This is a genomic window from Parapedobacter sp. 2B3, from assembly GCF_041925275.1.
In the GTDB taxonomy this organism is placed as follows: Bacteria; Bacteroidota; Bacteroidia; order Sphingobacteriales; family Sphingobacteriaceae; genus Parapedobacter; species Parapedobacter pyrenivorans_A.
Genome location: NZ_JBHEUZ010000002.1, coordinates 365,117 through 377,768, shown reverse-complemented (window position 1 = coordinate 377,768; position 12,652 = coordinate 365,117). Strand labels below are relative to the sequence as shown.

The following is a 12,652-nucleotide window of genomic DNA, read 5'->3' as shown; positions in this document are numbered from 1 at the left end:
GTTGTTTTTATTCTGTTGGTGCTACCCCCCATGAGGTATTGGCTTTGTCGCCCATTTCAAGTTCCAGCGTCCCTCCCTGGCTCACGGCCTCGTGCGAAATCCAGGGCGTCAGCAGCGGTTGCCCGTTCAGTTTGGCCGACTGGATGTACTTGTTCGTATCAGACACTTGGTGTGCTATTACTTCGAATACCTCTCCATTGGGCAGGTTTACGCGCGACCGCTCAAATACGGGGCTGCCAATGGAGTATGTGGGGCTTCCGGGCGTAACCGGGTAAAAACCCAACTTCGAAAACACCACAAACGACGACATGCCGCCACCGTCTTCATCGCCGGGCACCCCCATCAGGTCATTCCTGAACCATTGGTTGAGCAGCATGCGGATCCGTTTCTGTGTCTTCCATGGCTGCCCAGCATAGTTATAAAGATAGGGGATGTGGAGCGAAGGCTCATTGGCCATCGAAAACTGGCCGACATTGCCCGTATGGTCGGGGAGCTGCGCATAGAAATCGTGCTTTGATTTACCCAAGGGTTGGTTGAACATGTCGTCCAGGTTTTTCACGAATGCTTCGTTGCCCCCCATCAGTTTAATCAGATCGGGGATATTATGCTGCACGTCCCACCGGTATATCCAGGCATTGTTCTCCCCATAATAGCCCCGGGCGCCCTGTCCACCGGAAAAAACATAATCAAAGGGTGTTATAAAATCGCCATTGGCATCCTTCGGATGGAAAAAATGGGTTTCCGGATGGAATAGGTTCCGATAGTTGAACGACTGCTCCATGAAGTGCTCATAGTCCGCTTCTTTACCCAGCGCTTTGGCCAGCTGGGCCAGACACCACATGTCATAGGCAGTTCCCAAGGTAACCGCTACCGGTTGGCGGCGTTCGAAACCATTGACCTCCGGGATGGTCTCGGCCTCCCCTTCCCTCAGCGCGGGAATATAGCCGTGTTCTTTGAAAAATTCATCAAGCTGGCCGGCAGGTGCGCCGGACCAAGGGGCCAGCGTCTTTTCCGTGATGGCGAGCTTCGCGGCCTCATAGGCCTTCTCCAGATCGAACCCCTTTAGTCCTTTCACATGGGCATCCAACAGCGTCGCCACCCCGTGGTTGGAGTTCATCCGGCGGCTGTCGCCGTTGATTTCCGGAAACGTAGGCAGCCAGAAGTGTTCCATCTGGCTCGCCATCGTCACAAACGAGTGCAAAATATGTTCTTCCTTTTGGGCGTCGATCAATACGTTCAGCGGGTGGTGGGCACGGTAGGAGTCCCATATCCAATCGTCCGTGTAAAACGGAATGCCGTTGTCTTTATGCACCTGCTTATCAAATGCGCTGAAATAACGGCCGTCTTCCGAGATATTCACCGGCCGTTCGAATGTCCGGTACAACGACGTATAGAAAACCGACCGGTCGTCTGCGGTTCCGCCGGATACTTCGATCTTGCCAAGTGCTTCATTCCACGCGCTACGCCCGGCTTCCTTCAACGCCGCTAGGTCGAAGCCTTTTATTTCCCGTTGGAGGTTGCGTTGCGCCTGTTCAGCATCGATGAATGAGATGCCGTATCGCAAGCGCAGTTGCTTCGGTCCGGGTGCATAAAGAAGCACCAGGCACGCATCGCGTCCTTCTGCCGATGCCCCCTCCGTCAGTAGGCCATCTTTCAGTACGGCCGTATGCTCCGGCCGCTGCTCGGGTTCCATATAGATATATACGGTGGTACCATTGCCAATATGCTGATACCCGGAAAGCGCCTGCCCGTCCCACTTCACCGATCCGTTTCTCGAGTTGACCGCCACATACATCGGCTTATCCTGTTCGAAATCCAGTTGGTATAGAGCCGATTGGTGCGACGGTGCGAAATCTACCGCTATCTGTTGTTCATCCAAATAAACCGAATACGAATAGGGAGTGATCTTCTCTTGGTCGTAGCTGTAGGAAACCACGGGCTTGAGGTCGTCCACTTCCCCTTGGAACGGGCTTAGGTTGAAAGCCGAGCTGCCACGGTGGCTGGTTACCACAAGCGGGAGACCGCGCAGGCGATCGCCCGTGAAATCGCCGCGCTCCGGATAAACGCGCAGGAAGCTGTTGGGCAGATGGACCGTCGGGTAGGTAGGTACCAGTAGATGGCTGATGTTGCCCATGTACGGGTTTACCTCGTCTACGGGCGTGCTGCCTGTCGGCTTCGTACCTCCGCACGAAACCACGAGCGCGAGCGACAGGGCAATGAAGGTCGTCACAGAGAAATATCGGGTTACACGGTTCTTAATTTGTTTGTCGGCTATCATAAATGCTGCTATTGAATTATTCACTGATGTTATAAAAGTACGTATTTTCTATCGGGTAGGTTTCGTCGATCCATAGCCCGGTTCCCCATGGAACCAATTGGCTGCTTGCCCGGTAAGCCACAGGTAATGGTCTGACGGCAGGTCTTGTTCGATTCCCATAAATTGCAAGTGGCCATTGAGCGGCACCTCGTTTTCGCGGGCACATTTAAAGATCGCTGTGCCCTCATCTATTTCGTCAAACATCGCCACGTACAGCGATTTCGCGCCGACCTCTTTGGCCCCCACCACCTGCTTCCACAAAAAATCGCCCTTTAGCCGTGGAATCGAATTGTAAAGCGAGGGGTCGTTGTGCATGTTTCCCCAGCTGAACCCGGGGAACACCAATGGCACATAATCCACGCCGTTTTGCTTGCACCATATCACATCGGCCACCATCGTACCTGCCGTGTTGTTGTAGCTACCGTTATCGTATCGTCCTACCGCCCAAGGCATGATGATATCTACTTTTTTGATCAGCTCGTGCAACTCGGGGTTGTTTTCGGTGTCATTTTTCCGTTCCCGCCAATAATAAGGCACCCCCAGCATAACGGATACCTTATTGGAAGGGCCCTTCAACTTATCGACCAACCGGCTTACGTCAGCGACCGTATATTTCCGGTTATCGTTGAATCCCACCCCCCATATCGTCACCAGTGGTTTGCCGTTGTGCCTAAGGTATGTCGGGTGTTCGAAATTATCAAATAAGTCAAACTGTTGTTGCAACTCATTCCAATCCTGCTCCAGATAGGCTACGTCATCGCTGCTCGAACCGCTTAGGTCGTACATCACGCTGATGGCCCGCCCGTAAGTCTTGGCTGCCTTCAAGGCATTCGCCAACACCTGGTTGAAATGCCTTTTCCCCGCGGCGTTGGAAGGTTTTATCTCTCCCACAAAACGTTGCATGTGCACACCGTCGATGCCGTATTCCTGCATCCATTTGAAATGCAGGTCCACGCTTTCTTCATCATATGGGCTGTAGAGGTACGCATCCGAACCGTTGGCATATTGGAAGGGCGATTTGTAGGTCTTGGTATATTCAGATACATCCGGCCAGAAATCAACATTGGTGATACCCGGCTTGAACGTATTGTTTGGCCCTTGGTAGTGGTACCACCCCCTGTTCGAACCATCCCCATCCGCTGCAAACCAACCTTGGTATCCGGCCATGACCAATCCGGTATACGAGGTGTATAGGCACCCCGTTTCATCGTAGACAGCCTCCGGTACGTCCGGGGCTTCTTCATCGGGTTCTTTAACCGGGGTGTTATCTTTTGAACACGCAATCCATGAAAAAAACGAACAGGTTAGGAGGATAACGGTGAAAAATTTGCGGTGTTGAACGATCATCATCATCTAAAAAGTTGGATATGCAATAGTTTGAAACGGCTATGGATTGGGCATAGTGGGTTTAACAAGCGTTAACGGGGTTTCTTTCCTCAGCATTTTCCCCCCGTCGTCCGTGATGCGCAGGTAATAGTCTGATGTGCAAAAGGTACCGTCCTCATCCAGTGCCAGCATACCGGACCCCTGCGGCACATCGTCTTGTGTCTCCGCGGTCTTTGCAATCTGGTTTCCTTCATTGTACTCGTCAAACATCGAGATATATACACTGCGTACACCAATCTCAGTATACTTGTAGAACTGCCGCCACATGAATTCGCCGTGCGCGCGCTGGCGTTCCTGCAGGTCTCCCGGCAATATGCAGGGTTGGTAATCGATGCCATTTTTTACACAAAATTCCAAGTCTGCCCTAGCTACGCTATTCCCGTGGTTATCCACCTGCGGAACGTTGGCGATCCGCCCCACCATCCACGGGGAAAGCATATCGAATGCTTTGTAAACTTCCATGTACCCTACGCGTGAATCACTGGTTTGGTTGCGCCAATGGGTAGGGACGCCGCCCATCACATAGCAGCCTTGGTCCTTGAACCACTTGATTACTTCCAGGCAATCTTCTACCGGAAAGGGATGGTTATCGTCGTTGAATCCAAACCCCCAGATGCCCACCACGGGCTTTCCGTTCTGCATGGCGTATGCCGGCGACTGGGTATATTGTTTCATCTTGTTGGTCCAGTCCGCTTTGAGCTGCGCACGCATCTCGTGCCAGCCGGACACATCATACATGATGTAGAATTTAACGCCGTGTTTCTCGGCACTCGTACGGACCTTGGCCGTAATCGCATCGCGGATGGGGCCTTCTACGCCATACGGACTAAAACGCTGCAATGCCGCCGTATGGATACCATAGTCTTTCATCCATTTGAAATGGATGTCTACGGTTTGGTCATCGTAAGAGGAGAATAAAGTTGCCGGTTCACCATTCCCCAAGGTAGGGAAGTTGGTTTCATAGGTATGCTCGTACTCGCTATTATCGGGCCATGATTTGACACTGATATTGTCGAGGTTGGGCACTTGCTGCCAGTCGTGGGTCCAATGCCACCAATGCGGGTCCATGGTAGAGCCATCGCCTGCGGCCGAAAACCAGCCCTGGTACCCTGTTGTCACCTGGCCCACCACATCGCCGATCGGCGATTCTTCCGGATCATCGGTAGGAGGATCCGGCTTTTCGGGAGCGGGACTTTTCTTGCCGCATCCAGCGCCGAAAATGGCGGCGGCACAAACCGCAACCGCCAAATAACTGCGTATGTTGCCAAACATGCTCATTCTTTTTTACTTTTTAATGCTCGTTCCTTACTGATGGCCAATGACCTTTCCCTCCAACGTCTGGGTCACTTTCTTGATGGTGCCATCGGCATTGTAAAACAGCCTATCATAACATACCGAGCGTATCCAATCCTGCTGATGGGCAGGTGCACCATTTTCTATAGCTAACGAACTATTGTGATAGAACGCATACCATTGCCCCTTATATTCCACGATAGACCCATGGCTGGTATAGCTATCGGTCGATTCGAGGTACACCCCTTTGTAACTCCACGGACCCAACGGACTGTTGCTGGTTGCATAGCGCAGGCGGTTGTGTTTCCCGTCGCTGTCGTAGTTGTCGGCATACGACAAGTAATATATGCCGTCTTTCTTGTGCATCCATGGTGCCTCATGAAAATCAAGCAACCCATATATAATGGTCATGGATCCATCGATTTCCATCATGTTATCTTTCAGTTTACCAACCATGCACCGCCTGCCACCGCCCTGGTAAAGGTAGGCCTGGCCATCGTCATCGATAAATACATGCGGGTCGATGAGCGGTTCCAGCCCTTCGATATATCCTTGTACCGTGAAACCGCTGGCCGGCTCGGTACTGGTAGCCACCCCTATTTTCCAGGTATTGTTCCAGTCGTCGCCACTCGGGTGCGGGAAATAGAAATAGTACGTCCCATCCTTATACACGCAGTCGGGGGCCCACATAAACCCACCGTCGCTGCGACCCCAAGATACGTCGCTCGCCCGCAGGATCTCGCCGTGGTCCGTCCAGTTGACCATGTCGTCCGTGGAAAAAACGTGGTACTGATCCATGAGGTCGCACCCCTGCGGCGGGTCAATGTCATGCGATGCATAGATGTACAGCCGGCCATCGGCCCACACCCGTGCCGATGGATCGGCGGTATACAGATGCCGGATAATCGGGTTTTGGTGTATGATGGGCTGTATCTCGGCAATGGGATCCGTCGCCTGAGGCAGCTCTTCCTCGTTGACCGGGCCCTTGCTTTTTGAGCAGCCCACTACCAACAGGATGGCAAACATCCAACTGATACGTCCCATTATTTCGTAACCATGCCTTTCCAATTCATTTTTCCTATGAAAATGGCTGCCCAGCACGTTGTGCTGGGCAGCCATTAAACCAACCATTAATCGATTTTTTCAAGTTTGATCCAAGAAGGCCTTACGTTCTGCTCGGTACCCGTAAAATTGACCACGAAACCGGCTGAAACCTTGGTAGGGGCTGCCAGCGAAAACTCGGCGCTTACATTGCCATCGTTGCCAACGCCCGCAAAGCTTGCCGAAGCGAGTGCCGACGATACGTTGGCCACATCGGGAAGTGTCTCACCAGCAGCTACAGCAATATAGCGCGGATCACCACCCGAATTACTTATAATGGGGTTTTCGCCAGCAAAACTCAGTGTGAGTCTAAACTGGCCTGCAGGAAGATCCACGGTTTGATAGAGCTTGCCGTTTTCGATGGGTGTTTCACCTTCGCCCCAGCGTTCAAACCCCAGGCTTTGCTTGTCATTGTCTGGGCCTTCCCAGCCGCCATCGTATCCGCCCCGGCCGCCGCGGGTACGCATGGCTGCATTCGTTACCCAGCCACCCGACAAATTACCCCACCGATTACCGTCCCACTCCGCGCGGCTGAAGGGCCACTGTGCATTGGACAGGAAATTATCCGGAATCTCATCGGGGCTGTTCTGTGCATCTGCAGGAACTTCTACCTTGATGATTTCGGTATAGTTGTATTTCCGGTTTGCGTCGTTCACGTTGGCCCCCAAACGGACGTAGTATGTATAACCTGCCTTTACAGGCAGCGGACCAATGGTGTAAACACCGCTTGTTTCGGCATCGCCCACTTCGTCCTGCCACGATTTGTTGAACTGTTTCCTGAGGTTATTGTATTCACCGATATTGATGTAGTTTGATTCACCACTGTACGTGGTGAGGCTCAGGAACGGCTTGAGCTCAACCAGATTCGGCAGACCGGCACGGATGGGCGCATTCAGGCGACATTTAAGTACCAGTTTCAAACCGTTCAACGATACTTCAAAGTCTGTCAACCTTAAATAGGGCGTAACGGTAAAGTCCTGTTCGGTATTCCCGCCCAACACAACGCCTTTCACGGTATCAACCGGCCAGAAAGGGCCACCATAGGGGAGCATGTCATACGTTCCGGCAAACAATTTGCTGTTATTATAAGAACCATCTTGTTTTACCGGTAACGATTGGTTGTTGGGCGTGGATTCCGTCCACGTTCTCTCCCATATACGGATACTCCAGTCGCCTTGCGATGACAGTAAATTCTCGCCCGTGTACGAGTCGATTATCCGCCCGTGGATCCGTGCATCCGGCGCATCCCAGTTGTCGGTCTTCAAGCAAGACGTAGCCGACAGCGCCATTATTCCTAAAATGATATATGTTATTTTCTTCATGATATGAATATCAACAGGTTAGTTAATAAAGTGGGTTCTGTGGCAATAGCTTATCATTCTTGCCAATTTCTCCCCATGGAATCGGTTCGTAATAACACTGTTTGGAAGCCGTCCAACTTCTGTTATCCCTATTATCTTCATCCAGGTAAATGTACTTGCCTTCGTCGGCTACATAATAGGCGCTGAGGAAGCGGTGACGGAACTGGTTCAATACCTGGTCGGCCGTCCGCCAGCGGCGCAGGTCCCACCACCAATGGTTTTCGGCATACAGCTCACGTACACGTTCATCGCGTATAAACTGCAGGGATTTCTCAATCTGATACGGATAGTTGGCGTTATTGATGGTACCGATATTGGTTGTCGTTACATCAATTGCCGGACGGACGACCTGAGCACCTGCGCGGTCACGAAGTTTTTCGATATATTCGAAAGCCTCTTCCCGTTGCCCCAGTTCGTAGAGCGCTTCTGCCGTATTCAGGTAAATTTCGCCCAACCGGAAAACCACCCAATGCTGGTCGCTACGATATTCACGAACATCGCTTGTAGCCATATCGGGGTTTACGTACTTGCGGATAAAACCTGCACCAAAACCGTTATTTTCCGCACCTTGGTCATCAAAAGCGCCGTGGGCTCCAGTAATGTTCAGCGTTACGCCGCCGATCTCCGTGGTCCAGCCGCGCCCGCCTAAGATACGGTTGCCACCGCTGTTGATCGGAGCCGCGTTACTTCCCCGCTGTATGTCTGTTGCAAGGCCGTTAAAACTCCGGTAAATACCTCTCTGCAAACTGAATGTTTTCCCACGCAATTCATCCCCGTTAAAATACATCGTCCCCCTCATGCGCGGTTCCATTCCGTTGCGGATATCGTTACGGCTGTCAAAACGCACGGGGGTTCCGTCCGGATTGGTATAAGCCGGCATTTCATACAATTCCATGAAGTCAAGCGGTGGGAAGCTGTTTGCACCTACAAACGACGACATATCGGGCAATGGAGACATCAATGCATCGTAACTATGACGTAAACGATTGTCGCCGGGGCTAGTCATGTCGTAATCTTTTATGAAAATTGTTTCCGGAGAAGATCCATCCAAGAATAGGTTGGCAAAATTGGTTGCTTTATCCGGATAACCCCGGGTGTATAACGAGTAAGGACCTTCTTCTACGGTTTTCCCTGCATCGACCGCATATTGGAAGAACTCGTTGGCCTGCGAAGGGTCCATACCAGCCAAGCCCAGCTGTGTGGCCGCTTCATTCTGGAACCCCAGGTACTGCGTATATTTGGCATTCGAACCCGCATACAGCATCGTACGCGATAGTAACGCTGCGGCAACGTACTTATTTGCACGACCGTCCTCGCTACTCTCGGTCATGTTATCAATCGCAAACCTCAGATCTTCGTAGATAAATTTCCATGTATCGTATTCCGTACTGCGCGGTACTTCCAACGTTTCTGGCGAAGCCAATGGATTCTGGACTTCCTTAATAATAGGGACACCACCATAGCGTTTGGCCAGCCCGAAATAGAAGTAGGCACGCAAGAAGTGAGCTTCTCCCATTAATTTGTTGAACTGCACATCGGTGGCGTAGTTGTCCCGATAGTTCGGAAAGTTTTCGATAAAGGTATTTACTTCGCGGATGCGGTCGTAAGGCCAGTACGCGAACCCATCATTATCCACCCCCATCCAGGTATTGAAGAACTCACCGCTCATATTCCCCTGGTTAAACTTACCTGCCTCCCAATAATTACCTGGTCGGTAACCATTGTTTGCATAATATACGAAATCTTCAATGGGCAGGTAGTTATACAAACCTGCGAAGTATTTCTTCACCCCGAATTCGTTACCAAAGAGTTCGGGCTCACCCAACATCCCTTTTGGCTCCAGGTTCAAGTCCCGGCAAGAGAAAACAAGTCCTCCCAAAAGTACGATGTATGCTATAAATCTCTTTTTCATAATTGTAATCTCCTTAGAATTTAACGCTTGCACCGATTGTAAATGTTCTGTTTACCGGATAGTTGTAGAAGTCGATGTAATTGGATGAAGCACCCCCTGCAGAACCCGGTCGTTCGGGGTCTACATTTTCAAGCCCTGTAAAAGTCAACAGGTTATACCCGCTCGCATAGACCCTTAAGTTCTTGACCGCCACTTTCGACATCCACTTATCTGGCAATGTGTACCCAAGCTCAGCCGTTTTTAAGCGTATGTACGATGCGTCCATAATACCGTTGGTTCCGCTACGGCGACCGTCATGGCCAGTAACGGGGTAATACCCGGGAATCCATTCCGTATTCGGATGGAAATAATCGGCATTGGGATCTGCCGGGCGCCACCTGTCCATAAACCAACTCAACGTATTCTGCCCGCCGAATGGCAATGCTTCGGTCAGCACCTCCGCATATTGCACATACACACCATTTGCACCTTGGAAATCCAGGGCCAGATCAAACCCTTTCCACGAAGCCCCCAACGAGATGCCGTAGTTAAATACCGGAAGCCCATATGTAGCGATGGGGTGTTCATCCTGACCATTGATCACACCGTCTTCGTTCCAGTCAACCAGCCACCAATCGCCGGGAAGGGAGTTCTGTCCCATCGGGAGTTCAAAGTTGCGGATATCTTCGATATTGGTAAACATACCGCCCGATTCCTGTCCCCACCAGATATTGGTGTAACGGCCGCTACTGCGGTTTCGCCAGTGATCATAGGAGTTGCCTGCTGGGGTTTCGAGCCATTTCGTCCGCATGTGTTTGGTTGCAGATATCTGTCCCTTTACCCAGTAAAACACATCGCTTGCCCGGTTGCGGTAATCCAATGCCACTTCATAACCGAAGTTACGGTCGTCGTTCAGGTTTTCCTGGGGTAGGTTGGCCCCTACCGTACCGGGAATTACCGACGCACTCGTTGCCAGTAGGCCGGAACGGTCGCGTCTAAACACGTCAATGGTAGCATTCAGCTTGTTTTGCAATACACCGATGTCCAATCCGAGGTTATAAGATTTGATCCGATACCAGGTCAAGTCCGGGTTCGGGATGCTTGACGGTGACACGCCACCGGTTAATGTACCATCATAAAACCATCCGATTTGATTTCCGTCTAGGTTATAACCCGTTGTTGGCGGATAGTTACCCGCCGAACTGTCGTCGCCCATCTCTCCATAAGAACCTCTTACCTTAAACTCACTCACAAATGCCAGGTTGTCTTTCATGAAGTTTTCTTCGCTCAGGCGCCATGCCACAGAAGCGGTGGGGAAGAAACCAAAGCGGCTTCCCTCGGGGAAACGGGACGAGCCGTCGTAACGGAATTTGAACGCAAACATGTATTTGGATGCGTAGTTATAGTCCAGTTGTCCAATCAACGATTTATTGGCCCGGTCGCCTATTCCGCCACCGGTGGCGCGCTGGTTTTTATCCTCCCCGGCAAACAGGTATTCCGAATTAACCATCAACTCGCGGTAGGCACTGAAGCTATCCCAGGTGCTATAGTTTTCTTCGTAAACCAAGAAGTTATTGAAGTTGTGCGCTCCAAACGATTTGTTGTAGAACAGCCCCAACTGCATGTTGGTATCAAAGTTGAAATTAACGCCTCTGGTCACGTCAGACGGCGTGTTCCGCTGGATCGCCGAATACGTGTCGGCGTCTGGGTTATAACGGAACAAACTGTAGGCACGTTTGTAGTTGTGATAATCGGGCAGTCGGAACGCATAATCGTATGATCCTTTCGCCGACAAACCTTCCACGCCCGGAATCTGATATTCCAATTGTAAGGTCCCGTTGAACCGCCGATCCCTGTTCAAGTTATACCCTACATAGTCTGCATCGGTCTGAACCATCATGTTCGTACCGTTTTCGGGCAGTAAATCTCCGTCTCCATTGGGATACAATGGATTATCATTTGCATAAAAAGGCGCATCCGGACGGGTTAACCAGGAAAGTTTGTAGGTTGTCCACCCCGTGCCATTGGGTTGCGTGGTATTCACTAGGAATCCGCCCAACGAAACCCTTGCTTTCAACCGGTTGGTAACCTGTGCATCAATGTTGGTCCGTATATTCCAACGCTCTGAATAATAATCGCCACTTTTGTAGTTGCCTTCCTGCTTTAGGTGGCCCAACGTGAAGTAGTAGCGTAGTTTGTCGCTACCGCCATTTACGCTCAGGTTGTTGTCATACTGGGGCGTGGTTTTTCGGAATACTTGGTCCATCCAGTTGTATGACTGTCTGGTGCCGTCAAGGTAGGGTTGAAAATGTTCGTCTCTGAATATTGGATCCTGACGCACCACATAGTTTTTGCCGAAATCCTGCCAGTTCTGCTCGTTCCTCAGCGTCATGTAATCTATTGCATTGACGCCCTCGGGAACGTACAGGAACTGTTGTATGGAACTACTGGTATTGAAGTTGATGTCTACTTTTCCACCTTGCGCAGTACCGCTTTTGGTGGTTACCAGCACCACGCCATTGGCCGCACGCAAACCGTAGATCGCTGCCGTTCCGTCTTTCAGTACCGAAACGCTTTCTATCTCTTCTGCACCCATACGTGCGAAATAGTCTTTATCACGCGGAATCCCATCGATCACGAACAACGGATCACCCATCCCACGGATATCGATCTGCGTGTCATATGCCCCCGGTGCACTGCTTTTCTGCACCACACGCACCCCCGGCACTTTACCGGTAAGCATATTCACCACGTTTTCGTTTTTGGTACGGGTCATGTCCTGGCCACTGATGGTAGACACCGCTCCTGTCAATGTTGCCTTGGTCGATGTGGTATACCCCACCACAACCACTTCGTCCAGTTGCCCGGCGTCCATCTCCAATTGGACGTTGATGGCACTCCTGCCCCCGATTTCCTCGGTAAGGGTGATTTTGCCGACGTACTGAAATACGAGTGATGTCGCTTCGCCAGATACTTGGATCCGATAGGCTCCCGTTTCGTCTGTAGAAGTGGCCCCCACCCGTGTACCTCCCGCCGTATTGGCGGCAACGCTCACGCCTGCCAGCGCCTCGCCGGTCTGGGCGTCGGTTACCTGCCCTTGAATGGTCCGCGTTTGGGCGAGGCCATACAGCGGGGCAAGCATGATCAATAAATATAAGTATGCTAATTTTTTCATCAGATTAATCTGTTCTTAATTGGTTAAACAATTGCTGTTAGGTGATATCCGGGTACGGTCCCATTACGGTGGTTTACCCAGATAAGTCTTGCATAAAAAGCAAGACTACGTCGGTGGTGGTTCAGTAC

General features: G+C 51.2%; 7 protein-coding genes. All 7 read right to left on the bottom strand.

Features of this window, described 5'->3' with window-relative positions; genetic code table 11:
* Positions 1–7: 7 nt before the first annotated feature.
* Genes ACEVG1_RS03805 through ACEVG1_RS03775 form a run of 7 tightly spaced genes read right to left on the bottom strand, consistent with a single transcriptional unit; the run spans position 8 to position 12,524 of the window.
* The gene (locus ACEVG1_RS03805) at positions 8–2,278 is read right to left on the bottom strand and encodes a GH92 family glycosyl hydrolase (protein WP_374742234.1); all 2,271 of its coding nucleotides are present in this window, start codon (positions 2,276–2,278) and stop codon (positions 8–10) included.
* Positions 2,279–2,326: 48 nt separating this feature from the next.
* A complete protein-coding gene (locus ACEVG1_RS03800) occupies positions 2,327–3,670 on the bottom strand; it encodes a glycoside hydrolase family 71/99-like protein (protein WP_374742233.1) in 1,344 nt (447 codons plus the stop codon).
* A gap of 33 nt (positions 3,671–3,703) precedes the next feature.
* A complete protein-coding gene (locus ACEVG1_RS03795; RefSeq protein WP_374742232.1) occupies positions 3,704–4,975 on the bottom strand; it encodes a glycoside hydrolase family 71/99-like protein in 1,272 nt (423 codons plus the stop codon).
* 33 nt (positions 4,976–5,008) lie between these two features.
* On the bottom strand, positions 5,009–6,127 hold the full coding sequence (locus ACEVG1_RS03790; RefSeq protein ID WP_374742231.1) for a family 43 glycosylhydrolase: 1,119 nt from the start codon (positions 6,125–6,127) through the stop codon (positions 5,009–5,011).
* Positions 6,127–7,419, bottom strand: coding sequence for a DUF5013 domain-containing protein (locus tag ACEVG1_RS03785; RefSeq protein ID WP_374742230.1), 1,293 nt, complete (start codon positions 7,417–7,419; stop codon positions 6,127–6,129). Before ACEVG1_RS03785 ends, ACEVG1_RS03790 begins: the two co-directional genes overlap by 1 nt.
* Before the next feature lie 22 nt (positions 7,420–7,441).
* A complete protein-coding gene (locus ACEVG1_RS03780) occupies positions 7,442–9,370 on the bottom strand; it encodes a RagB/SusD family nutrient uptake outer membrane protein (RefSeq protein ID WP_374742229.1) in 1,929 nt (642 codons plus the stop codon).
* Positions 9,371–9,383: 13 nt separating this feature from the next.
* A complete protein-coding gene (locus ACEVG1_RS03775) occupies positions 9,384–12,524 on the bottom strand; it encodes a SusC/RagA family TonB-linked outer membrane protein (RefSeq protein ID WP_374742228.1) in 3,141 nt (1,046 codons plus the stop codon).
* Positions 12,525–12,652: the final 128 nt, after the last annotated feature.

Coding starts and splice junctions, on each gene's coding strand:
- ACEVG1_RS03805 (WP_374742234.1), bottom strand. CDS start 2,278: ATGATAGCCGACAAACAAATTAAGAACCGTGTAACCCGATATTTCTCT.
- ACEVG1_RS03800 (WP_374742233.1), bottom strand. CDS start 3,670: ATGATGATGATCGTTCAACACCGCAAATTTTTCACCGTTATCCTCCTA.
- ACEVG1_RS03795 (WP_374742232.1), bottom strand. CDS start 4,975: ATGTTTGGCAACATACGCAGTTATTTGGCGGTTGCGGTTTGTGCCGCC.
- ACEVG1_RS03790 (WP_374742231.1), bottom strand. CDS start 6,127: ATGGTTGGTTTAATGGCTGCCCAGCACAACGTGCTGGGCAGCCATTTT.
- ACEVG1_RS03785 (WP_374742230.1), bottom strand. CDS start 7,419: ATGAAGAAAATAACATATATCATTTTAGGAATAATGGCGCTGTCGGCT.
- ACEVG1_RS03780 (WP_374742229.1), bottom strand. CDS start 9,370: ATGAAAAAGAGATTTATAGCATACATCGTACTTTTGGGAGGACTTGTT.
- ACEVG1_RS03775 (WP_374742228.1), bottom strand. CDS start 12,524: ATGAAAAAATTAGCATACTTATATTTATTGATCATGCTTGCCCCGCTG.